Source organism: Streptomyces sp. NPDC014995 (genome assembly GCF_043080745.1).
GTDB lineage: Bacteria > Actinomycetota > Actinomycetes > Streptomycetales > Streptomycetaceae > Streptomyces.
This window is the reverse complement of the sequence record NZ_JBIBVX010000003.1, coordinates 179,415-201,819: the sequence shown is the minus strand read 5'-3', so window position 1 is coordinate 201,819 and position 22,405 is coordinate 179,415. Positions and strand designations below refer to the sequence as shown.

At 71.4% G+C, this 22,405-nt stretch carries 21 protein-coding genes and 1 pseudogene; 2 read left to right on the top strand and 20 right to left on the bottom strand.

The annotated features are described in order from the left end of the window. The first annotated feature begins 35 nt into the window (after window positions 1-35). Window positions 36-989: an RluA family pseudouridine synthase gene (locus tag ACF1A1_RS08340; protein ID WP_391646757.1), complete on the top strand. Its 954-nt coding sequence runs from the start codon at window positions 36-38 to the stop codon at window positions 987-989. Here ACF1A1_RS08340 and ACF1A1_RS08335 read toward each other — a convergent pair. The 17 genes and pseudogenes from ACF1A1_RS08335 to ACF1A1_RS08255 all read right to left on the bottom strand — a co-directional run bounded on the left by ACF1A1_RS08335 (window position 983) and on the right by ACF1A1_RS08255 (window position 18,911). Then, window positions 983-2,572, bottom strand: coding sequence for a cytochrome P450 (locus ACF1A1_RS08335; RefSeq protein ID WP_391646755.1), 1,590 nt, complete (start codon window positions 2,570-2,572; stop codon window positions 983-985). The genes ACF1A1_RS08340 and ACF1A1_RS08335 overlap by 7 nt on opposite strands. Before the next feature lie 50 nt (window positions 2,573-2,622). Beyond that, window positions 2,623-3,243, bottom strand: a complete 621-nt coding sequence (locus tag ACF1A1_RS08330) for an ATP/GTP-binding protein (RefSeq protein ID WP_391646753.1) — start codon at window positions 3,241-3,243, stop codon at window positions 2,623-2,625. After that, window positions 3,224-3,619 (bottom strand): DUF742 domain-containing protein, encoded by a 396-nt coding sequence (locus tag ACF1A1_RS08325; protein WP_391646752.1) that lies wholly within the window; start codon window positions 3,617-3,619, stop codon window positions 3,224-3,226. The genes ACF1A1_RS08330 and ACF1A1_RS08325 overlap by 20 nt, the downstream gene beginning before the upstream one ends. After that, window positions 3,616-4,023 (bottom strand): roadblock/LC7 domain-containing protein, encoded by a 408-nt coding sequence (locus ACF1A1_RS08320; RefSeq protein WP_391646750.1) that lies wholly within the window; start codon window positions 4,021-4,023, stop codon window positions 3,616-3,618. Before ACF1A1_RS08320 ends, ACF1A1_RS08325 begins: the two co-directional genes overlap by 4 nt. Then, window positions 4,020-5,648 carry a sensor histidine kinase gene (locus ACF1A1_RS08315; protein WP_391646748.1) on the bottom strand — a complete coding sequence of 543 codons (1,629 nt, stop codon included), beginning with the start codon at window positions 5,646-5,648 and terminating at the stop codon, window positions 4,020-4,022. The genes ACF1A1_RS08320 and ACF1A1_RS08315 overlap by 4 nt, the downstream gene beginning before the upstream one ends. A 759-nt stretch (window positions 5,649-6,407) precedes the next feature. Next, window positions 6,408-9,263, bottom strand: coding sequence for a DEAD/DEAH box helicase (locus ACF1A1_RS08310; protein ID WP_391646746.1), 2,856 nt, complete (start codon window positions 9,261-9,263; stop codon window positions 6,408-6,410). A gap of 57 nt (window positions 9,264-9,320) precedes the next feature. After that, complete coding sequence (locus ACF1A1_RS08305; RefSeq protein WP_391646744.1) at window positions 9,321-10,211, bottom strand: diacylglycerol kinase; 891 nt, start codon at window positions 10,209-10,211, stop codon at window positions 9,321-9,323. 31 nt (window positions 10,212-10,242) lie between these two features. Then, window positions 10,243-11,202, bottom strand: a complete 960-nt coding sequence (gene tatC / locus ACF1A1_RS08300; RefSeq protein WP_391646742.1) for a twin-arginine translocase subunit TatC — start codon at window positions 11,200-11,202, stop codon at window positions 10,243-10,245. A 50-nt stretch (window positions 11,203-11,252) separates the two neighbouring features. Beyond that, window positions 11,253-11,540, bottom strand: coding sequence for a Sec-independent protein translocase subunit TatA (tatA, locus tag ACF1A1_RS08295; RefSeq protein WP_391646740.1), 288 nt, complete (start codon window positions 11,538-11,540; stop codon window positions 11,253-11,255). A gap of 261 nt (window positions 11,541-11,801) precedes the next feature. Continuing rightward, the gene (locus ACF1A1_RS08290) at window positions 11,802-11,996 is read right to left on the bottom strand and encodes a hypothetical protein (RefSeq protein WP_391646738.1); all 195 of its coding nucleotides are present in this window, start codon (window positions 11,994-11,996) and stop codon (window positions 11,802-11,804) included. A gap of 29 nt (window positions 11,997-12,025) precedes the next feature. Then, window positions 12,026-12,319, bottom strand: coding sequence for a hypothetical protein (locus tag ACF1A1_RS08285; RefSeq protein WP_391646736.1), 294 nt, complete (start codon window positions 12,317-12,319; stop codon window positions 12,026-12,028). Between the two features lie 224 nt (window positions 12,320-12,543). Beyond that, window positions 12,544-13,551 (bottom strand): annotated as a pseudogene (locus ACF1A1_RS08280) (helix-turn-helix transcriptional regulator); the annotation flags it as partial. A gap of 18 nt (window positions 13,552-13,569) precedes the next feature. Next, the gene (locus ACF1A1_RS08275) at window positions 13,570-14,523 is read right to left on the bottom strand and encodes a helix-turn-helix transcriptional regulator (RefSeq protein WP_391646734.1); all 954 of its coding nucleotides are present in this window, start codon (window positions 14,521-14,523) and stop codon (window positions 13,570-13,572) included. Between the two features lie 179 nt (window positions 14,524-14,702). Next, on the bottom strand, window positions 14,703-15,074 hold the full coding sequence (locus tag ACF1A1_RS08270; RefSeq protein ID WP_391646732.1) for an FKBP-type peptidyl-prolyl cis-trans isomerase: 372 nt from the start codon (window positions 15,072-15,074) through the stop codon (window positions 14,703-14,705). A 60-nt stretch (window positions 15,075-15,134) separates the two neighbouring features. Beyond that, window positions 15,135-16,145 carry an FKBP-type peptidyl-prolyl cis-trans isomerase gene (locus ACF1A1_RS08265; RefSeq protein ID WP_391646730.1) on the bottom strand — a complete coding sequence of 337 codons (1,011 nt, stop codon included), beginning with the start codon at window positions 16,143-16,145 and terminating at the stop codon, window positions 15,135-15,137. A gap of 135 nt (window positions 16,146-16,280) precedes the next feature. Continuing rightward, complete coding sequence (gene pafA / locus ACF1A1_RS08260; protein ID WP_037859616.1) at window positions 16,281-17,642, bottom strand: Pup--protein ligase; 1,362 nt, start codon at window positions 17,640-17,642, stop codon at window positions 16,281-16,283. Window positions 17,643-17,651: 9 nt separating this feature from the next. Beyond that, window positions 17,652-18,911 carry an MFS transporter gene (locus tag ACF1A1_RS08255; RefSeq protein WP_391646728.1) on the bottom strand — a complete coding sequence of 420 codons (1,260 nt, stop codon included), beginning with the start codon at window positions 18,909-18,911 and terminating at the stop codon, window positions 17,652-17,654. Window positions 18,912-19,054: 143 nt separating this feature from the next. Here ACF1A1_RS08255 and ACF1A1_RS08250 point away from each other — a divergent pair, with 143 nt between their 5' ends. Beyond that, window positions 19,055-20,071 (top strand): LacI family DNA-binding transcriptional regulator, encoded by a 1,017-nt coding sequence (locus tag ACF1A1_RS08250; RefSeq protein WP_391646726.1) that lies wholly within the window; start codon window positions 19,055-19,057, stop codon window positions 20,069-20,071. 223 nt (window positions 20,072-20,294) lie between these two features. On the opposite strand, the gene prcA is transcribed toward ACF1A1_RS08250, so the two are convergent. The 3 genes from prcA to ACF1A1_RS08235 all read right to left on the bottom strand — a co-directional run bounded on the left by prcA (window position 20,295) and on the right by ACF1A1_RS08235 (window position 22,375). Then, window positions 20,295-21,029, bottom strand: coding sequence for a proteasome subunit alpha (gene prcA, locus ACF1A1_RS08245; protein ID WP_391646724.1), 735 nt, complete (start codon window positions 21,027-21,029; stop codon window positions 20,295-20,297). Window positions 21,030-21,088: 59 nt separating this feature from the next. Continuing rightward, window positions 21,089-21,934: a proteasome subunit beta gene (prcB, locus tag ACF1A1_RS08240; protein WP_391646722.1), complete on the bottom strand. Its 846-nt coding sequence runs from the start codon at window positions 21,932-21,934 to the stop codon at window positions 21,089-21,091. A 222-nt stretch (window positions 21,935-22,156) separates the two neighbouring features. Beyond that, window positions 22,157-22,375 carry a ubiquitin-like protein Pup gene (locus ACF1A1_RS08235; RefSeq protein ID WP_062154959.1) on the bottom strand — a complete coding sequence of 73 codons (219 nt, stop codon included), beginning with the start codon at window positions 22,373-22,375 and terminating at the stop codon, window positions 22,157-22,159. Window positions 22,376-22,405: the final 30 nt, after the last annotated feature.

Here is a 22,405-nt window from a genome sequence, read left to right as displayed (position 1 = left end):
TACCCGTGCCCGGCGTCGCCGTACGCTTGACCCCGATGAGACGCCGTACCCCTCCCCCGCCCTCACCCCTGCCGCAGCGTGACGGGGTCGATCCGGTCCGGGTGCGGCTGCCGGGTGACGGGCACTGGGCGACCGTCCGGGAGCATCTGGCGGAGCGGTTCGGCGCGGCACGGGCCGGGCTCGTCGAGGCGATGTTCGCGGCGGGGCGGATCGTCGGGGCCGACGGACGGGCGGTGGCGCCGGACACGGCGTACGTGCCCGGGATGTTCGTGTGGTTCCACCGGGAGCTGCCGGCCGAGGAGCCGGTGCCGTTCCCCCTGGAGATCGTGTACCGCGACGATCACATCGTCGTCGCCGACAAGCCGCACTTCCTCGCCACCACCCCGCGCGGCAGCCATGTCACCGAAACCGCGCTGGCCCGGCTGCGGCGGGAGCTGGGCCTCCCCGCGCTCGGCGCCGCCCACCGCCTCGACCGCCTCACCGCCGGTCTGGTGCTGTTCACCGTGCGCCCCGAGGAGCGCGGCGCCTACCAGACCCTGTTCCGCGACCGGCGGGTGCGCAAGGTGTACGAGGCCGTCGCCCCGTACGATCCGGCGCTCGCCCTGCCGGTGACCGTGCGCAGCCGGATCGTGAAGGAGCGCGGGACGCTGACCGCCCGCGAGGTGCCGGGCGAGCCGAACGCCGTCAGCCGGGTCGAACTGCTCGAACACCGGGCGGACGGGCGGGCCCGTTACCGGCTGACGCCACAGACGGGGCAGACCCATCAGCTGCGGGTGCACATGACCGCGCTCGGCGTCCCGATCCTCGGCGACCCCCTCTACCCCGAGGTGGCCGCCCCCGGACCGGCCGGCGACTTCCGGCGTCCCCTGCAACTACTCGCGCGGGAGCTGGAGTTCACCGATCCGGTCACGGGGGCGGCCCACCGGCTGCGCAGCGGGCGGACCCTGGGCGCCTGGTCGTCGTACGACGACTGGGACGGCGGTCAGTAGCCGCGCCACCAGGCCAGGAAGCGGCGCAGGGCGTTCGGCCTGCGGGCCGGTTCAGGAGCCGGAGCCGAGGCGGGCCCGGGGCGGGGCGTGACCGCCGGCCGGGGCTCGGTGGCGAGCGGCGCGCCGGCGGTGGATCCGGGAGCGGCCGACGCACGAGAGGGCGACCCGGGAACGGCCGACGCGGGAACGGACGCTGCGGGAGCAGTCCGTGCCGGAATGGTCGACGTCGGCCTGGACTCCAGGGTGATCGGCAGGGACGGGCGCGGCGGCACCAGGCCGTGGCTCGGCTTGGCGATGATGTCCTGCTGGTCCCTCGGCTCGAACCGGACCGGCAGCTTCACCAGGTGCCGCGAGGCGATCGACGTCGTCCAGCGCAGGTCGTCCTCGTCGCAGTCGAGCTGGATGTCCGGCAGCCGCATCAGCAGCGCGTCGACGCCGACGTCGGCGATGGCGCGGCCGATGTCCTGGCCGGGGCACTCGTGCGGGCCGCCGCCGAAGGCGAGGTGCGAGCGGTTGCCCTGCATGTTGGCGGACAGGTCGGGGCGCACCCGCGGGTCCACGTTGCCCGGCGCGGGCGCGAACAGGAGACCGTCGCCCTTGCGGATGCGCTGACCGCCCAACTCCGTGTCCTGCTTGGCGAAGTAGCCGAGCACCGCGCTGAACGGCGGCTCGTCCCACAGGGACTGCTCGACCGCCTCCGGCACCGTCATCTGCCCGCCGTTGAGCCGGGCGACGAAACGCGGGTCGGTGAGGACCATGCGCAGCGCGTTGGACAGCAGGTTGACCGTGGCCTCGTAGGCGGCGAAGAGCACGAGGCGCAGGTGTTCGCGGACCTCGTCGTCGGTCAGTCCCGCCGGATGGGCGACGAGGTGTCCGGCGAAGTCCTCGTCGGGCTCGGCGCGGCGGCGGGCGGTGAGCCGGCTGAGGGCCTCCATGACGTAGGAGTGGCTGGCGATCGCGGTCTCGGTGCCCTTGAGCGCGTCGCGGGCGGCGTGCACCATCCGGTCGTCGTACTCCTCGGGCATGCCGAGGACGTGGCACATCACGGCCATCGGCAGGTGCTCGGCGAACTGGCCGACCAACTCGGCCCGGCCCTCCTCGCAGAAGCGGTTGACCAGGTGCTGGCTGGATCGGTAGACGTACCGGCGCAGGCTGCGGTCGTCGATGGTGGCCATGGCCGCGGTGACGGCGCCGCGCAGCCGCTTGTGCTCGTCGCCCTCGGCGTGGGAGCAGATCGGCTGCCAGGCGATGTGCGGCATCAGCGGGTGGTCGGGCTTGACCGCGCCCTCCCGCAGCGGGGTCCAGACACGGCTGTCCCGGGTGAACTGGGAGGGCGAGCGCACCATGTGCAGGTTCTCGGCGTGGCCGAGGACCACCCAGATCGGTACGTCGTCGTGGAGGAGCACGGGCGCCACCGGGCCGTGCTCCTCACGGAGTTGCTCGTAGAGGGCGTCGAGGTCCTCCGCGCCGGGGCCGTAGAGCCGGTGCAGTCCGCCGGGGCCACTGCCGTGCGCGGGGCAGCCGGGGGGCGGATCGAGGGCAAGGTCGTGCGGACCGGTCGTCGTCGGGTGTTCAGGCGTCACAGGGGGTCGCTCCGAAACTGTGGGGAATCGGTGTCAGGGGTGGGCGGGGGTCAGGTGAGGTTGCGGGTCAGCGCCAGGGAGTGCAGGAAGCGCATCAGCGTCGTCAGCACGTCCCGGCTGGAGGCCCGGCGGCGCACGTCACACTCGACGATCGGGACCTCGGACGGCAGGTCGAGGGCCGAGCGCAGGTCCTCGAGGGGGTAACGGGGCCCGTCGGGGAAGGTGTTGACGGCGACCACGAAGGGCACGCCGCGCTCCTCCAGCCGCCCCATGACCTCGAAGCTGACCTCGAGGCGGCGGGTGTCGACCAGGACGACGGCGCCCAGCGCACCCTCGAACAGGCCGTTCCACAGGAACCAGAAGCGCTCCTGGCCGGGCGTGCCGAACAGGTAGAGCACGATCTGGTCCGTGATCCGGATACGGCCGAAGTCCATCGCCACGGTGGTGGCGGTCTTGGACTCGGAACCGTAGTTGTCGTCGACCCCGATGCCGGCCTGCGTCATGGTCTCCTCGGTGGTCAGCGGTCTGATCTCGCTGACCGAACCGACCATGGTCGTCTTGCCGACGCCGAAGCCGCCCACGATGACGATCTTGGCTGCCGCCGTGGTGGAGTGCGGCAGGTGATCCTCGGTCCGGGGGCCGGGGATCGTGTCAGAGCCTTTGAAGTCCATGCATCACCGCTTCGAGGAGGGAACGGTCGGCAACCTGTTGCCGGACGATCGGGGCACGCGCCTGTACGAGGTCGGCCGCCAGCATCTCGGTGAGCAGTACCGTCACCACGCTGAACGGCAGGCTCAGATAGGCCGAGACCTCGGCCACCGACAGGGGGGCCTGGCACATCCGCAGCACCGCCGTCTGCTCGGGGGTCGCGGAGGAGGGCGGTTCGGCGCGCCCCACGATCAACGTGACCAGGTCGAGGGGCGCCCGTTCGCCGTCGGCGCCCGAGATGACGTACAGCCGCTCGACGTTCTTGGGCTCTTCCTCTTCCGTGGTCTGCGCGGGCGGTGCCGGCAGAGGGTGTCGCCGCTGGCGTTGCGGAGGCGTCATACGCTCTGCCCGTTGCGCCGGGGCGGGGTGGTCAGATGGGCGCCGATGCGCACCACGAGGTCGCGCATCATGCCGCTCATCCGGCCGGCCTCGCAGCGCACGTCGGCGAGGACCGCCAGGTAGGCGTTGGCGCCGGCGGACATCATGTAGAAGTAGCCGCCGTTCAGTTCGATGACGACCATCTTCATCTCGCCGTCGCTGGCGTGGATCTCCTGGGCGACGGCGTTGGCCAGGCTCTGCAGGCCGGCGCAGGCGGCGGCGACGCGGTCCGCGGCGTCGGGTTCGCCGGCGTAGCGGGCGATGCGCAGTCCGTCGGCCGACAGCACCACGATCATCTCGATGCCGGGAACTCCGTCGTAGAGCTCCTTGAGCAGCCAGTCGAAGTTGGCGCGCTGCTGGATCACTTGAGGTCCCCCTCGTCGTCGGCCTCGGTCTCGGCCTTGTCTTCGATCAGGTGCAGGTATGCGGTGGGATTACGGGTGAAGTCGGTGGGGTGCACGCCGGGCGGGCTCTGCTTCTTGAGGCCCTCCCAGAAGGCCTCGAAGTGCACTCCGGGCTCGGCCCCCTTCTGCTCGGGCTCGGGCTTCGGCCGGGCGAACGGGTCCGGCCTGCCCTCGCGCTCGGCGGCCTCGGCCGCTTCCTTGGCCGCGTAGGCCTCGGCGTAGATCTGGGCGATCGGGACCGTCGCCTTGCTGCGGCGCTGTGGCAGTCCCTTGTCGGTCCACTCGGTGATGATCGGCACCTCGTCGTCCTCGAGTGAGATACCGGCCGGAATGCGCGGGTTGGTGGGCCGGCGCTTCTTCGGCGGACGCTTGGGGCCCTCGATGGCGCCCAGGTCGATCTGGGGTACGGCGGTGGCGCCGATGCCGTGGGCGAAACCGGGGGCGGGATCGTTGGTGAGCATCTCGCTCGGCACGACGAGCACGGCGCGGACTCCGCCGTACGCCGAGGTGCGCAGCGACACCTGCATGTTGAACGACGTGCACAGGCGGCCGACGACCGCGAGGCCGAGGCGCGGGGTGCCGCCGACGTCCTGGATGTCGACGCCGGCCTTGGCCAGTTCCAGCATGCGTTCGGCCTTGGCGCGGGCCTCCTCGCTGAGGCTGACGCCGGCGTCCTCGATCTCGATCGCGATGCCGGTCTGCACCTCGACGGCGTTGACGTGCACCTTGCTCTGCGGCGGCGAGTAGCGGGTGGCGTTGTCGAGGAGCTCCGCGGCGGCGTGGATGAGCGGTTCGACGGACAGGCCGCGGATGTTGACCTTGGCGATGGAGTCCAGCTGGATGCGCCGGTATTCCAGGATCCGGGACATGGCGCCGCGCAGGACGCTGTACAGCGGTACCGGCCCCGGCCAGTTGCGGCCCGGGCGGCCGCCGCCGAGCACGCCGATGGAGTCGGCGAGGCGGCCGATCAGCGCGTTGCCGTGGTCGATGCGCAGGAGGTCGTCGAAGACCTCGGGGTTGCGGCCGTGGTCCTCCTCCATCTCCCTGAGTTCGTGGGCCTGTTGGTGGACGATGGCCTGGACGCGGCGGGCGACGCTGACGAAGGAGCGCTGGGCGGAGTCACGCAGGGCTTGCTCGTGGTCGACGACGTCCATGATCTTCTTGATCACCAGTCGCTGGCCGTCGTCGAGCTCGCCGAAGGCGGGGTCCTCCTCGGTGTAGTGGAGCAACACCTCCCTCGGGGAGCCGCCCCTGCGCAGCCATTCCACCGCCTGGGGCACGTAGTGCTGGGCGACCCTGCGGTTCTGCGCCTCGTAGTCGGAGATCCGCCGTTCCAGGTGGGCGACGCGCTGCTCCTTCTCCGCGCGCAGCTTCCGCAGTCGCCGGCCGCGGCGGACCGACTCGGTCCCGGACGCGCTCACCAGAAGGGTGGCGAGGGCTCCGCAGACGCCGACGGCGAGCCGGGCCGACGGCGCCACGAGGGCGACGGCGGCGCCGGTCGCCGCGGCCATCAGTATCGCCGGCAGCAACAGCACGCGCGCATAGGCCAGTTCTCGGCGACCGGGTGGGGACTGAACACTCACCATATGGGCACCCTCTGTAGGGACGTGTCGGTATCTTCGGAATACTTGGGAACAAACGCACGATTTCGCATCAACTCGGTGCGCCGCGGGCGAGCTTAGTCCGACCGGGTCATCGCCGTGTCATATTCGGCAACCGCCTGAAACCGAGCAGGCACCTCGAGTAACGTCACCCGTTTACACGCTGCGATTTCCTTCGCGCACACTGCGTAATGCCGCACAGGCATGCGAAAACGGTTCACCGGAACGGGTGAACCAAGCGGGGTGAGACACCGTCAGGCGCCGGCGCCGTGCAGCACCGCGTCGGCGGCGGCGCGGGTGGACTCGGGGACGGCGCGCCCGGGATCGGGGCGGTGGAGGAGGGCGTCCTCGAGGAGCCCGGAGAGGAGATCGGCGCGCGGATCGAACCCGTTTCTCGGCGAGCGCGCCGGCGGCGGTCGTGGCGGCGGACATCCGGCGGCAGGCGCCCTTCGGCGGGATGCGCACCGACGAGGGCGCCCTCAGGACCGAGTACCACGCCACCGTCGGCGCTTTGTCGACAAGACGACCCGTGCGGAACAGGCGCGGGCAACGGGTGGGTGGGCGCCCTGCTGACAAGAGATCGAGGCGGAGCTGTGGCGCCTCCGGGCGGCAGGCACAGGCCGCCTCCTGACGTCACTCCCCGCCCGACGACCCTCGGCAACGTGGAGCTGACGGACGGGATGCCTCAGGGGTGCGGGGACCGCGCGACCAGCCGCGAACTCCCCCGCACCCGCCAGGCGGAACTCACCCCACGGACGAGTAGGCGACCACACCTCGCAGCAGCTGATCGACGGCCTTCCGTGCAGCCTTCGCCACCGTCACTCCGTCGCCCGAGGCCGGCGCCGCCGCCGAGATCTGCCCCAGCACGTCGATGACCTGCTTGCACCAGCGCACGAAGTCCCCCGCCGGCATCTCCGCCTCGCGCAGCACCTCGTCGAGGCCCTTGCCGGACGCCCACATGTACGCGGCCCAGGCGAAGCCGAGATCGGGCTCTCGCTGCCCGACCCCCTCTGTCTGGCTGATCCGGAACTCCTCCTCCAGACCGTCCAGCCGCCCCCAGATCCGCACCATCTCCCCCAGCGCGGCCTTCGCCTTGCCGGAGGGCAGCTTCGGCGCCATCGCGTCGTCGCCGACCCGGGCCTCGTACACCAACGCCGAGACGCAGGCGGCGAGTTCGGCCGGAGCCAGTCCCTCCCAGACCCCGGCCCGCAGGCACTCGCTCGCCAGCAGGTCCAGTTCGCCGTACAGCCGGGCCAGCCGCTTGCCGTGCTCGGTGACCTCGTCACCGCGGAGGTAGTCCAGCTCGGTCAGCAGCGCCACGATCCGGTCGAAGGTACGGGCGATGGTGTTCGTCCGGCCCTCGATGCGCCGTTCCAGCTGCGAGGTGTCGCGCCGCAGCCGGTAGTAGCGCTCGGCCCAACGGGCGTGGTCCTCGCGCTCGGAGCAGCCGTGGCAGGGGTGCGCGCGGATCTCGGTGCGCAGGCGGGCGATCTCCCGGTCGTCGGCGGCCTGGGACCGCTGCTTGCGGGCCCGCTCCGGCGGGATGTGCCCGGCCTTGCTGCGCAGCGCGGAGGCGAGGTCGCGGCGGGACTGCGGTGAGCGCGGGTTGAACGTCTTCGGGATCCGCATCCGCTCCAGCGCCTCCACCGGCACCGGGAAGTCGATCGAGGCCAGCCGCTTGACCTGCCGCTCGGCGGTCAGCACGAGCGGGCGCGGCCCGTCGTGGTGGTCGAAGCCCCGGTGGCCGTTGGCCCGTCCGGCGGGCAGGCCGGGGTCGAGCACCAGCGCCAGGCCGGCGTACTTGCCGGTCGGGACGTGGATGACGTCCCCGGGTTTCAGCTTCTCCAGCGCCACGGCCGCCTCGGCCCGCCGCTGGGCGGCACCCTGCTTGGCCAGCTCGGTCTCGCGGTCCTTGAGTTCGCGGCGCAGCCGCGCGTACTCCTCGAAGTCGCCGAGGTGGCAGGTCATGGAGGCCTTGTAGCCTTCGAGACCCTCCTCGTTGCGCTGCACCTGCCGGGAGATCCCGACCACCGAGCGGTCGGCCTGGAACTGCGCGAATGAGGTCTCCAGCAGTTCGCGCGAGCGGTGCCGCCCGAACTGCTCCACGAGATTGACCGCCATGTTGTACGACGGCCTGAAGCTGGAGCGCAGCGGGTACGTGCGCGTGCCGGCGAGGCCGGCCAGGTGGTCGGGGTTCATGCCGCGCTGCCACAGCACGACGGCATGCCCCTCGACGTCGATGCCCCGTCGGCCCGCACGCCCGGTCAGCTGGGTGTACTCGCCGGGGGTGATGTCGGCGTGCTGCTCGCCGTTCCACTTGACGAGCTTCTCCAGCACCACCGAGCGGGCGGGCATGTTGATGCCGAGGGCGAGGGTCTCCGTGGCGAAGACGGCCTTGACCAGGCCGCGTACGAAGAGTTCCTCGACGACCTCCTTGAAGGTCGGCAGCATGCCGGCGTGGTGGGCGGCGATGCCCCGCTCCAGGCCCTCCAGCCACTCGTAGTAGCCGAGGACGTGCAGGTCCTCGTGCGGGATGGAGGCCGTGCGCTCCTCCACGAGGGCACGGACCCGCTCCCGCGCCTCCTCGTCGTTGAGCCTGAGCCCGGCGTACAGGCACTGCTGGACGGCCGCCTCGCAGGCGGCGCGGCTGAAGATGAACGTGATGGCGGGCAGCAGGCCCTCGGCGTCGAGCCGCTCGATCACCTCGGGACGCCCGGGGGTCCACACCCGCGAGCGCTGCCGGCGCTCACGCTCCCGGTCGGCCTCGCGCATCCGCCCGCGCCGGCGGTCCTGGAACGACGGCCGGCTCGCCTCCATGCGCGCCAGGCGCGCGAGGTCGGGGTTGACGGCCCTGCGGTGGCCCTCGCCCTCCTCGAACAGGTCGTACATCCGCCGCCCGGCGAGCACGTGCTGGAACAGCGGCACGGGCCGGTGCTCGGAGACGATCACCTCGGTGTCGCCGCGGACGGTGTCGAGCCAGTCGCCGAACTCCTCGGCGTTGGACACGGTCGCGGAGAGCGAGACCAGGGTCACCGACTCGGGCAGGTGGATGATCACTTCCTCCCACACGGCACCGCGGAAGCGGTCGGAGAGGTAGTGCACCTCGTCCATCACCACGTACCCGAGGCCGAGGAGGGTCTGCGAGCCGGCGTACAGCATGTTCCGCAGCACCTCGGTGGTCATCACGACCACCGGGGCGTCGGGGTTGACGCTGTTGTCGCCGGTGAGCAGGCCGACCTTCCCGCTGCCGTAGCGACGGCACAGGTCGGAGTACTTCTGGTTGGACAGCGCCTTGATGGGTGTCGTGTAGAAGCACTTCTTGCCCTGCTGGAGGGCGAGGTGGACGGCGAACTCGCCCACGATCGTCTTGCCGGAGCCGGTGGGCGCGGCCACCAGGACGCCCTTGCCCGCCTCGAGCGCCTGACAGGCCTCGATCTGGAAGGGATCGAGGCCGAAGTCGTACATCTCGCGGAAGGAGGCGAGCGCGGTGGCCTGCTCGGCAGCGCGCCTGCGCGCAGCCGCGTACCGCTCGGCCGGTGAGAGGTCCTCTGTCATCGTGCTTTCGAGCGTACCGGGCCGCACTGACAACAGGACGATCATTATCCGGATCCACTGCCGTGAAACCTGGATCCGCGCAGTTCAGGGGCTTCAGGGGCTTCAGGGGCCGACGATCCGTACCGCCCCGGGCACACAGCGCGCGGTCAGCGGGAGCGGGCCCAGCGGCTCCCCGTCCGCGTACCCGGTGATGCCCGGCGCCGCGAGCTCGACCGTGGCCGCCCGGTGCACAGTGACCTTGGAATGCTCGACGTGCGTCCCCCGGTAGACCCGGGGGAACACCCGCAGCAGTGTCGCCCGCCCGCAGTCCCCGACCACCGTGACGTCGAACAGCCCGTCGGTGGGGTCGGCCCCCGGGCAGATCCGCATGCCGCCGCCGTACGACGACCCGTTGCCGACGGCGACGAGGGTGGCCTCGACCTCCCGGACGGCGCCGTCGTCGAGGGTGATCCGGTACGGGAACGGGCGGAAGGCGGCGAGTTCGGCGAGCATCGCCAGGTCGTACTTGGCGCGTCCGGCGGGCAGCCGCATCCGGTTGCCCCGGTCGTTGACGCGGGAGTCGAAGCCGGAGGCGAGGACGGTGCCGAACCAGCGGCCGCCCGCCTCTCCGAGGTCGACGTCCCGGATCCGCTCGCCCTTGAGCGCGTCGGCGACCAGGCGGCCCGCGGCGGCCGGGTCGCGCACGGGCAGGCCGAGGGCGCGGGCGAAGTCGTTGCCGGTGCCGACGGCGACCACTCCGAGCGGGGTGCGGGTGCCGGCCACCGCCTGGAGCGCGAGGTGGACCAGTCCGTCCCCGCCGACGGCGACCAGGGCGCCGGTGCCGTCGGCGACGGCTGCCCGCGCGCGGGCGAGGGCGTCCTCGGCGTTCTGGCCGAGGACCGTCCGCACCGAGTAGCCGGCCGCCCGCAACGCGGAAGCGGCCGGCAGCGCCGCGTGGGCGCCCCGGCCGCGGCCCGCGGTGGGGTTGACGAAGAGGGTGATCTCGCTGGTCACGCAGGTGACCCTACGAGCCTCGCCGCGATCTTCAGGTCACGTCGTCATAACCGTTGACCCGCTCCGTGCTCGCCTGCTCCGGCAGCGCTCGGCTCGCGGCCACGGTCTCGACCTCGCCGATGTCCTCGGGGGTGAGGTCCAGCTCGGACGCCTCGTCGTCGGCGGGGCCCAGGGCTTCGCGGCGGCGCCTGCGGCGGTCGTTCAGCAGCGAGAAGGCGACCGCGCCGAAGTACAGGATCCAGATCGGTCCGGCGAGCGCCAGCATCGAGATGGGGTCGGTGCTGGGGGTGGCGACGGCGGCGAACACCGTGATGCCGATGATCATCGCGCGCCACCAGCCGGCCATGCGCTTGCCGGTGATCGACCCGGTGAGGTTGAGCATGACGAGCAGCAGCGGCAGCTCGAAGGAGAGACCGAAGACCACGACCATGCGCGTGACGAGCTGCAACAGGTCGTCCAGCGGCAGGAAGTTGTTGACGCCTTCCGGCGTGAAGTCGATCAGCACCTTCGCGGTGGTCGGCAGCACGCGGTAGGCGAAGTAGCCGCCGCCCAGGAAGAGCGGGACGCCCGTGCCGACGAAGGCGTAGGCGTACTTCCTCTCGTGCTTGTGCAGGCCGGGGGCGACGAAGGCCCACAGCTGGTAGAGCCAGACCGGCGAGGCGAACACGATGCCGGCCATCAGGGAGACCTGGAGGGCCAGCGTGAAGGGGGCGAGGAGACCGTTGATCGTGATCCGCGCGCACTGCTTGGACGCGTCGCCCGACTGCAGGTCGTCCGCGATCTGCGCGAAGGTCTTGTCGCAGCCCACCGAGTCGAGGATCGGCCTGGTGAGGAAGTTGATGATGTCGTTGTAGAAGAAGGCGGCGACGACCGTCACGAGGACGATGGCGAGCAGTGCCTTCGCGAGCCGGTTGCGAAGCTCACGGAGGTGTTCCGCAAGGGGCATCCGCCCCTCGGGATCCTTCTCCTTGTTGCGGGCAGGCTTGAGCAACCCACGTTCCCATCTCGTGCGGCAGGCCGGCGGGGGTCACCGGCCTTGCGTCAGCGCTTGGTCGTGTCCGTGGGCTCGTTGACCGGGCGCGAGCTGGTCACGTCACCGGGGGCGGCCTGAATGGTGCGCTGAGCGGGGGGCTGCTCGCCGGGGTTCGGCGGGCCGGCCGGGGTGGCCGAATTGCTGCCCTCGTCCTTCATCGCCTTGGCCTCGCTCTTCAGGATGCGCGCGGACTTGCCGAGCGAGCGGGCCATGTCCGGAAGCTTCTTCGCGCCGAACAGCAGGATGATGACGACGAGGATGAGAATGATCTCGGGAGCGCCGAGCCTTCCGAACATAAGTCTTTACCTTCTCACCGAGGCGGCTGGGTGGGATGCTGTCCGACCGGTCGGACATGTGTCCGAACGATCGTGTTGGCAGCGATCGTAACGCTCAGGGGTAAACGTGAGGCAATCCCCGTGCGTACTCCCGGTCCGCGATTCGGGCCTCGTTCTCCGGACCGCGACCAGCAGCGTACCTGTCCGCACCACCCGGACGGGAGGGCCGAAGTGGCCCAAAACGCATTCGGCGCAGGACTCACAGGCCCCCCACAGCGGGACTCACACGCTGTCCGCGGCGCGGGCCGCGCTCATGGCGGCCCGCTCCAGGTCCTCGGCCGCCCTGTTGATGCGGCGTGTGGAGTCCGCGACCTGTCGTCCGAGGCGCTGCGCCTCCAGGAAGACCCGGATGGCGAACACAGCGAGGACGGCGAGACCCACAAAACCCACGGCTACCGCGAACATCGGCCAGAACATGACGCGAGCCTAGACCCTCGGGGCCCCCTCTAGAGCGTCGAGTGCAGCCGCAGGGTCCTGACCCCGCCACCGGTGAGCAGCTCGACGATCCGCTCACCGGCCGGCTTGCGCACGGCGGCCCCGCAGTCGGGGCAGGTGAAGGAGTAGAAGGTGGTACGGCTGGAGGCGCCGATGGCCAGCCGCAGCGCGCTCGCCGCGAGTTCGAACCGGCCTCGGCAGTCCGGGCAGCCGGCCCTGAACATCACCGGAGCCACACTCCGCATCCCCGCGAAGGCGGAGGCCACCGAGACCGCCCGCCCACCAGACACCGCCGACTCGCTCACAGCCCCTGCTCCCGCCCGTCGAACCGTCCGTCCCACTGCCCACGGCCCGCTCCGCCGACCGTCCCGCCGGCCTCCCGGACGGCCTGCGCGGCGACCTGCCCGTCGGCCTGCCCGTGGACCGGCCGCTCGGACGGTCCGGGGGCCTGCCCGAGGGCCGTCGCGCCGGCCTGCCCGTGGGCGGGACCGCCGAACCGTTCACCGGACTGCCCGTGGGGCGTCCCGGCGACCCCCTGCTGTGCCTCCTCCGCCTCGACCCCGTCATAGGCCGCCAGCGCCTCGCGGGCGGCCCGGCGGGCGCTGTCGGCGAGTTCCGGCGGCGAGACGATCCGGCCGTCACGGCCGAGGCGCAGGGCCAGGCGGCGCAGCGAGGCCGGGTCGGGTGTGCGCAGGGTGATGCGCAGGCCGCCGTCGGGCAGTTCGTCAGCGCTGTCGTGGGGGTAGTACTCGGCGACCCAGCGGCCGCCGGGACCGACCTCGACCACCACCTCCGGGTCCTCGGCCGCGGGCTGCACCAGCCCTTCCGACAGGTCGCGCAGCTCGACCTCCGGCGGCGCGGACGGCTCGTCCAGGATCCTGATCTCGGCGACCCGGTCGAGGCGGAAGGTGCGGCGCGCCTCCGAGCGGCGGCACCAGGCCTCCACGTACGTGTGCCCCACGCTGACCAGGCGGATGGGGTCGATCTCGCGCTCGGTGACCTCGTCGCGGGCGGGCGAGTAGTAGCGGATCCACAGGCGGCGCCGCTCGGAGATCGCCCGGTCGACGTCGGCGAAGACGCCGCCCTCGGACTCGAAGGTGACCGAGAGGCGGGAGCTGGCGCCCGCTGCCTCGCCGGCGGCGGTCTCCACCTTGGCGGTGGCGCGCAGCAGCGCCTGGCGGTCGCTCTCGCGCAGGCCGGGCAGCGTCGCCACGGCCCGTGCGGCCACCAGCAGCGCGGTCGCCTCGTCGGCGGCCAGCCGCAGCGGCTCGGCGGCCTCGGCGCCGAGGGCGGCCGGGTTGTGCCACCAGATGCGCTCGCCGTCGGTGTCGATGTCCAGCAGATCGCCGCCGCGGAAGCTGGTGCCGCACATGGGCAGCACGTCGAGGTCGGAGACCAGTTCGTCCTCGGTGATCCCGAAGGCGCGCGCCACGTCCTCGATCCGCGCCCCGGGCCGCTCCCGGAGATACGTCACCAGGGAGAGCATCCGCCGGGTCTGGTCGATCGCGTTCGCCGGCCTGACCGGTTTGCCTGCCACTGTGTTGCTCGCTCCCCCTCAGCCCTTGGCCACGGCGCGCAGCCGGTCCATCACGTCGGCCCGCAGCTCGGCGGGCTCGAGGACCACCACGTCCGGCCCGAACTCCACCAGCCAGGCGTCCAGTCCGTGGCCGTACGGAATCTCCAACTCGTCCCAGCCGTCGCCGAGTTCCCGGACCGCCGTCGCCTTCGCCCGCAGGGGGTACCCGGCGCCCGTGCGCAACCGGATCAGTGCGCTGCGGTCGGCGGTCTCCCCCGCCCAGCCGGCGACGGTCTCCCGGACCGTGACGACGTCGGGGACCGGAGCGGTGAAGCGGCCGCCGCGCGAGCGCACCTTGCCGGTGATCCGGGACAGCCGGAAGACGCGTTCGGCGCCCCGGTCGCGGTCCCAGCCGGCGAGGTACCAGTGGCCGCGCCAGCACTCCAGCGCCCACGGCTCGACGTGCCGGGGCTCGGGGCGGGCGGCGGTGGCCTTGCGGTAGTCGAAGACGACCGGGCGGCGGTCGCGGCAGGCCAGCATCAGCGGCTCGAAGGCGGCCTCGTGCACCGGGATGCGCGGCTCCAGGGCGCCGTGGGCCTCGTAGGGGTCGACGTCCTCCGGCAGTCCGGCGGCGCGCAGCTTCTGCAGGGCGCCGCTGGCCGCGCCGGCGAGCCGGGCCTGCTGCCAGACCTTGGCGGCCAGCCCCAGCGCGGCGGCCTCCTCGGCGTCGAGGGTGATGGGCGGCAGGCTGTTGCTGTCGCGTCGGGCGAGGTAGCCGACCTCGCCGTCGAGGCTCTCCACGGTCTCGATGACGAGCCCCAGCTCACGCAGGTCGTCCTTGTCCCGCTCGAACATCCGGTTGAAGGAGTCGTCGCTGCCCGCTTCGAGGTAGGCCTCGATGGACTGGCGCAGCTCGCGCTTGCTGAGCGGCCGCCGCGTCCCGAGCAGACACAGCGCCAGGTTCATCAGCCGCTCGGCCTTGGCAATGGCCATCGACGCCCTTCGCCTCCTCATGGTGCTTCCGACGCCTGACCGTACCGCTCCGCGGTGCCCCGGCAAAAGCCGAGGGCCCATGCCCGGACAGGCACGGGCCCCAGGTGGTCGGAACCGGTCGCGCGACGATCAGCCAGGACCCGTCGTACGACGACCGACCGGGACCGCGGCCACGACGATCAGACCCCGAGCAGGTCCACCACGAAGATCAGCGTCTCGCCGGGCTTGATCGCCGGGGTGGGGCTCTGGTTGCCGTAGGCGAGGTGGGCCGGGATGGTCAGCTGGCGGCGGCCGCCGACCTTCATGCCCTGCACGCCGAGGTCCCAGCCCTTGATGACGCGGCCGCCGCCGAGCGGGAAGCGGAACGGGGTGCCGCGGTTCCAGCTGGCGTCGAACTCCTCGCCGGTGCTGAAGGCGACACCGACGTAGTGCACGGTGACGGTCTGGCCCGCCTGTGCCACCTCGCCGTCGCCCTCCCAGATGTCCTTGATCTCGAGGTCCGCCGGGGGCTCGCCGCCCGGGAAGTCGATCTCGGGCTTCTCGATGCTCACGTCTAACGCTCCTGCTTGTTCGCGGAAAGGCAACAGTCACAGTCTTACATCACGGCGGCGTCACATCTTCGCGAGGATGTCGACGGTGAAGACCATCGTGGAGTCCTTCTCGATGCCGCTGCCGGCCGGCGGCTGGTCGCCGTAGCCCAGGTCCGGCGGGATGACGATGACGACCCGGCTGCCGACCTTCTTGCCGGTCAGCCCCTGCGACCAGCCCTTGACGACCTGCTGGAGCCCGAAGGACGTCAGCGCCTTGCGGCCGTACGTCGAGTCGAACTCCTTGCCGGTGTCCCAGACGACGCCCTTGTACTGCACGAGGACGCTGCTGTCCGCCGTGACCGTCTCGCCGTCGCCCTCGATGACGTAGTTCGCCACCAGCTTCTTCGGCGGGTCGGCCTGGGGGATCTCGATGGAGGGCGCCTTGCCGTCGGTGTTGGTGCCGACCTTCGGCACGGCGGCGTCGTCCTGCGGGACGTCCTTGCCCTCGGCCGAGCTGCCGGCGTTGAACGTGCCCTCGATGTCGACCACGAACACCAGCGTGTCGGTGCCCTTGATGCCGGCCTGGGAGTTGCCCTCCTTGCCGTAACCCCAGGTGGGCGGCACGGAGAACTCCACCCGGCTGCCGGCCTTCCGGCCGGTCAGGGCATAGCGCCAGCCGTCGATGATGCTGCCCGCGGCGAGCTGGATGACCAGCGGCGTCTTGCGGTCGTAGGAGTTGTCGAAGACCTTCGCGGTGTCCCAGACCTGGCCGAGGTAGTGGGCCTGGACGTAGTCGTTCTCCGCGACGGTCCGGCCGCCGCCCGCGACCACCGTCTTCACCGCGAGCTGGTCGGAGGGGTCGCCGCTGCCCTTGGCGACCGTGGGCTTCTCACCCAACCGGGCGCCCGCCGTGATGGCGGGCAGCGGACCGTCGACGATCTTGGGCGCGGGCGCGGCGGAGGGGTCCGAGGCGGAGGGCGACGCGCTGCCGTCGGCCGCGCTCGACGAGTCGTCGGACTTGTCGTCGCCGCACGCGGCGAGCGTGACCAGTCCTGCGGGCACGGCGGCGAAAATGAGTGAGCGTCGGCGCACTGTGGGGGCCTCGTAATCCGTTGATCTTGTAGATGGCGTGCGCGCAACTCTACGGCGTGAGAAGGGCGCCGTACGGAAAACGTACGGCGCCCGTGTTGCGTTCCGGCATTCACCGGAAGGCGTGGCTCACATTCCTCACATTCCGGCGATCAGCTTCTCCACCCGGTCGTCCACGGAGCGGAACGGGTCCTTGCACAACACGGTGCGCTGTGCCTGGTCGTTGAGCTTGAGGTGGACCCAGTCGACGGTGAAGTCCCGGCGCTGCTCCTGGGCCCGGCGGATGAAGTCGCCGCGCAGGCGCGCGCGAGTGGTCTGCGGGGGAACGGACTTGCCCTCGAAGATCTTCAAATCGTTGCAGATACGGGTGGCTTGGCCCTTTTTCTCCAGCAGGTAGTACAGGCCACGACGACGGTGGATGTCGTGGTAGGCGAGGTCTATCTGCGCCACGCGCGGGTGCGACATGGTCATGTTGTGCTTGGCCCGGTACCGCTCGATGAGCTTGTACTTCATCACCCAGTCGATCTCGGTGCCGATGCGGTCGAGGTCCTCGGACTCGATCGCGTCCAGCGTGCGGCCCCACAGCTCCAGGACCTGCTCGACGGTGCCGGTGCGGATGCCGCGGCGCTCGCAGAAGTCCACGGCCTTCTCGTAGTACTCGCGCTGCACCTCCAGGGCGGAGGCCTCGCGGCCGCTGGCCAGGCGCACCTTGCGCCGGCCGGTGATGTCGTGGCTGACCTCGCGGATCGCCCGGATCGGGTTCTCCAGGGTGAGGTCGCGCATCACGGTGCCCGCCTCGATCATGCGCAGCACCAGGTCGGTGGCGCCGACCTTGAGCAGCATGGTCGTCTCGGACATGTTCGAGTCGCCCACGATGACGTGCAGCCGGCGGTAGCGCTCGGCGTCGGCGTGCGGTTCGTCGCGGGTGTTGATGATGGGCCGCGAGCGGGTCGTCGCCGAGGAGACGCCCTCCCAGATGTGCTCGGCCCGCTGGCTGACGCAGTAGACGGCCCCGCGGGGCGTCTGCAGCACCTTGCCCGCGCCGCACAGCAGCTGGCGGGTCACCAGGAAGGGGATGAGGATGTCCGCGAGCCGGGAGAACTCCCCGTGCCGGGCCACCAGGTAGTTCTCGTGGCAACCGTAGGAGTTGCCCGCCGAGTCGGTGTTGTTCTTGAAGAGGTAGACGTCGCCCGCGATTCCCTCCTCGTGCAGGCGTCGTTCCGCGTCCACCAGGAGTCCTTCGAGAATGCGCTCGCCGGCCTTGTCGTGGGTGACCAGTTCGGTCACGTTGTCGCATTCGGGTGTGGCGTATTCCGGATGCGATCCCACGTCGAGATAGAGGCGGGCGCCGTTCCGCAGAAAGACATTGCTGCTTCGGCCCCATGACACGACACGGCGGAAGAGGTACCGCGCCACCTCGTCAGGCGACAGGCGGCGCTGTCCCCTGAACGTGCACGTGACGCCGTACTCGTTCTCCAGCCCGAAAATGCGGCGGTCCATGACTGAACATTACGCCCGATCCCTGGAACTGAAACGGGGTTCGGCGGCACGGTTTGGATCATTTTCCGATGAAGCCGCAACCACCGCACTCCCGGCGGGAGCTGCGAGTACCCGCCCCGTGGCCAGCAAAACCAGCAGGGACACGGCGCCCGCGGCGCTCGGTACGGCGAAGCCCCACAGGGCTCCGCCCGCCTCGACGACCGGCCCCGCCAGGCCGGTTCCGAGCGAGTGACCGACGGTGAACGTGGTCACCAGCCAGGAGAACGCCTCGGTGACCGTGCCCCGCGGCGCGTGCCGGTCGACGATGACGAAGGCGCAGGCGATGGCGGGCGCGAGGAACACGCCGGCGAGCACGGTGAGCGCCACCATGGCGACGGCGCCCGGCATCAGCATCAGCGGCAGGTAACACACCGCCAGGAACGCCACCAGGATCCGCAGTCGCCGCTCGGGCGCACCCGGCCACTGCCGGGCCCCGTACACCACGCCGCCGATCAGCGCGCCCAGGCCCAGGGCGGCCATCAGCCAGCCGTAGACCACGTCGCCCCCGTGGTCGTCCGCGTACGGCACGGAGGCGACGGTGATGGAGCCGAGGGCGATGCCGACGAAGAGGAAGGCGGCGAGCAGCACCAGCAGCCCGGGCGAGCGCAGGGCACCGAGCCAGTGGGCCTCGCGCGGGGCGGAGCGCCACGCGCGTGAGGGCGGCGAGACGACCACCGTCAGCGCCCCGAGCACCCCCACGCCGTTCAGGACCAGGAGCGCGGCCTGCGCCGACCACAGCGACACGCACAGGGTGACCAGCAGGGGGCCGACGGTGAACATCACCTCCTGCGCCACCGCGTCCATGGCGTAGGCGGTGTGCACCTGGTCCTGGCGGCGCAGCACCGACGGCCACAGCGCCCGCAGGCCGCCTTCCAGGGGCGGGGTGAAGAGTCCGGCGGCCGCCACGGCGGTGTACGCGAGCGGGAGCGGGCCGATGCCGGCGAAGGCGAAGACCGCCATCGCGAGGGCCGAGGCGAGGGCGGCGGGCAGCTGGACGCGGGGCTGGCCGCGCAGGTCGACCAGGCGGCCGAGCAGGGGCTGGCCGACGGCGTTGGCGACGCCGTAGACGGCCGCGAGGGCGCCCGCGAGGCTGTAGCTGCCGCCCTCGGCGCGCACGAACAGCAGGATCGCGATGGCGGCCGTGGCGTTGGGCAGCCGGCCCACGAGGGTGCCGGCCAGCAGCCGGGCCGCGTGCCTCGCCCTGAGGATCTCCAGGTATCCCGCGGCCAATGTCCCGCCTCCGTCGGCTCGACCGAGGCGGTGCGCGCGGTGCGCCACCCTCGGGTTTTACGTATAACTTCTCTTGTCATACGTACCATGTGCGCTGTTCACGAGTCCAGAGTTCACGCGTCAGACGAAGGAGCGGGCCCACGGTGGCACGAGGTAGCACGCGCCCGACCAGCCGTGACGTCGCCCAGGCCGCGGGGGTGTCGCAGGCCGCGGTCTCCCTGGTGCTCGGCGACAAGTGGCGCGGCCGGGTCGCCGAGGCCACGGCCGAGCGCGTACGACAGGCCGCACGGGAGCTGGGCTATCGGCCCAACCTCGCCGCCCGCAACCTGCGCCTCGGCCGCACCCGCACGGTCCTGCTCGTCGTCCCGGCCCTGACCACCGAGTTCTTCGCCGGCGTCTACACGGGCGCGGCCCGGGTCGCCGCCGACCACGGCTTCGGCGTGGTGCTCTACCCCTCTCCCGAGGGCGTCGGCCCGGCCCGCGACCCCTTCGCCTCCGCCCAGGCCGCCCTGGACGGCGTGATCGCCTCGTCCATGGCCGCCGACGCCCTCACCGCCATCCACGGCGACCAGCTGCCCCTCGTCATGCTCGACAGCGACCCGGAGGGCAGCCTCGGCGCGGCCACGGTCAACCTGGACATCGCCGACGGCACCCGTCAGGTCGCCGACCACCTGCTGGGCCTCGGCCACCGGCACTTCCTGCACCTGGCGGCCGACGTGCCGTCCTGGACGTTCGAGGTGCGCGCGCGTGAGCTGGCCGCTCGGGTCGGCGCGGTACCGGGGACCTCGGTCAGGACGGCGCGCACCCCGATGTCCATCGAGGGCGCGCTGGCCGCCGCGGAAGCCGCCCTGGACGCGCCCGGGCCCCGCCCCACCGCCGTGGTCTGCGACGACGACAAGCTGGCGGCCGGCGTCTACAAGGCCGCACGGCGGCTGGGCCTGCGCGTCCCGGAGGACGTCTCCGTGACGGGCGTGGACGACATCGCCCTGGCCACCGCCCTCGACCCCGAGCTGACCACCGTCCGGCTGGACGCCGAGCTGTTCGGAGAACGGGGCATGCGGGCCCTGCTGGCGGTCCTGGAGGGCCGTACACCCGAGGACGGGGACATTCCCGTCGAGCTGGTCGTCAGGGCCTCCACGGCGGCGCCTGGCGCCGTCTGAGCGGAGGCATGGCCCACCGCCACGCGCGCGGGATCCCCCGCAGCCGTGCCCGCATCCGATCGCCCACCACCTGGGGCTGGGCGGCGCGCCACCGCGCGGGTGGCCGGCCGACGGCCTCGATGGCGTCGGGGCCGTCGTCGAGCGGCGACCTCACCGCAACGGGCGGCAAAGGGTGATGCCCCGGCCGGAGAACCGGCCGGGGCACCCAGGGGCCTTCCGTCGCTCAGGACTCGTCGTCGTCCTTCGACACGTCCGCGCCGCCGCCCTCGAGCAGGCGGGACAGCTGCCGGCCCACGATCCGCTTGAACTTCCGCTTCTGCGGTCGCGTACGGTCCAGCACCGCGACCTCCAGGCGCTCCGCGGGGATCTCCCGCTGCGTGCCGTTGGTGTCGCGGGACAGCGCCTGGACGGCCAGCTTGAGGGCCTCGGCGAGGGTCATGCCGTCCTGGTGGCGCTGGTCCAGGTAACTGCTGATCTGCTCGGCGTTGCCACCGACCGCGACCGAGCCGTGCTCGTCCACGATCGACCCGTCGTGCGGCAGCCGGTAGATCTGGTCACCGTCCGGCGTCTCCCCGACCTCGGCCACGACCAGCTCCACCTCGTACGGCTTCTCCCCCGCCGAGGAGAAGATCGTGCCGAGCGTCTGGGCGTAGACGTTGGCGAGACCGCGGGCGGTCACGTCGTCCCGGTCGTAGGTGTAACCGCGCAGGTCGGCGTAGCGCACACCGCCGATGCGCAGGTTCTCGTACTCGTTGTACTTGCCGGCGGCCGCGAAGCCGATCCGGTCGTAGATCTCGCTGAACTTGTGCAGCGCGCGGGACGGGTTCTCGCCGACGAAGACGATGCCGTCGGCGTACTGCAGCACGACCAGGCTGCGGCCACGGGCGATGCCCTTGCGCGCGTACTCCGCGCGGTCGGCCATCGCCTGCTGGGGTGAGACATAGAACGGCGTCGACACCGGTTATCCGTCCCTTTCTGTGGAAGTCACTCGATCACCTTGCCCAGCGGTGCGGCCGGCTACAGCAGCGCGGCCCGGGGGCCGTCCGGCTGCTCCAGGCGGCGTGCCAGCACCGAGCGGGCGATCTCGGACGACTCGTCCTCGGTGAGCCGGCGGAAGCCGTCCTCGGTGATCACGGTGACGATGGGGTAGATCCGGCGGGCGACATCGGGACCACCGGTCGCCGAGTCGTCGTCTGCCGCGTCGTAGAGGGCCTGCACCACGAGGGTGGTGGCATGGTCCTCGGTCAGGTCCTCACGGTAGAGCTTCTTCATGGCGCCGCGCGCGAAGATCGAGCCGGAGCCCGTCGCCGCGTAGTGGTGCTCCTCGGAGCGGCCGCCGGTGACGTCGTAGGAGAAGATCCGGCCCTTGCCCCGGTCCACGTCGTACCCGGCGAAGAGGGGGACCACGGCCAGGCCCTGCATGGCCATGCCGAGGTTGGATCGGATCATGGTCGACAGCCGGTTCGCCTTGCCCTCGAGCGAGAGCTGCGCGCCCTCGACCTTCTCGAAGTGCTCCAGCTCCAGCTGGAAGAGCTTGACCATCTCGACGGCCAGACCGGCGGTGCCGGCGATGCCGACGGCCGAGTACTCGTCCGCCGGGAAGACCTTCTCGATGTCCCGCTGCGCGATGACGTTGCCCATCGTGGCCCGCCGGTCACCGGCGAGCACCACGCCGCCGGGGAAGGTCACGGCCACGATCGTGGTGCCGTGCGGCGCCTCGATCACGCCCTGGGTGGGCGGCAGTTGACGCTTGCCGGGCAGCAACTCCGGCTGGTGGTCCGACAGGAAGTCCATGAACGAAGAGGATCCAGGCGTCAGGAAGGCTGCTGGCAGACGCCCGATGCCACGGGAGTTGGCTTCCACGAGGTTCCTTCCGGATAGGCCGAATTCATAGGTGAAGCATCGGTATGGCAGGGACCTTACCCGGCTCGCGGCGGTGATCCACATGTCCGGCCGAAGCCTTCCCGAGGATCACGTGGCACCGGTCCGGAGGGACGAGGACCGGTGAACCCATGACGGATCGCGGGCTCACCGGTCACTCACACCCCCACACCCCCGAACCTTCGGTTCGAAGGCAAAGACGGCCTACTGCCCGCCCTTTTGCACGAAGGAGCGGACGAAGTCCTCGGCGTTCTCCTCCAGGACGTCATCGATCTCGTCCAGGACGGAGTCGACGTCGTCGCTCAGCTTCTCGTGGCGCTCCTTGAGGTCCTCCGAAGCCTGCGCCTCCGCCGCCTGCTCCTCGACCTCCTCCGTGGAGCGCGTGGCCTTCTGCTGCCCGCCGCCGGTGTCCTTGGTCGCCATTACCCTCACCCCGCTCAGTTCGCCCGACAT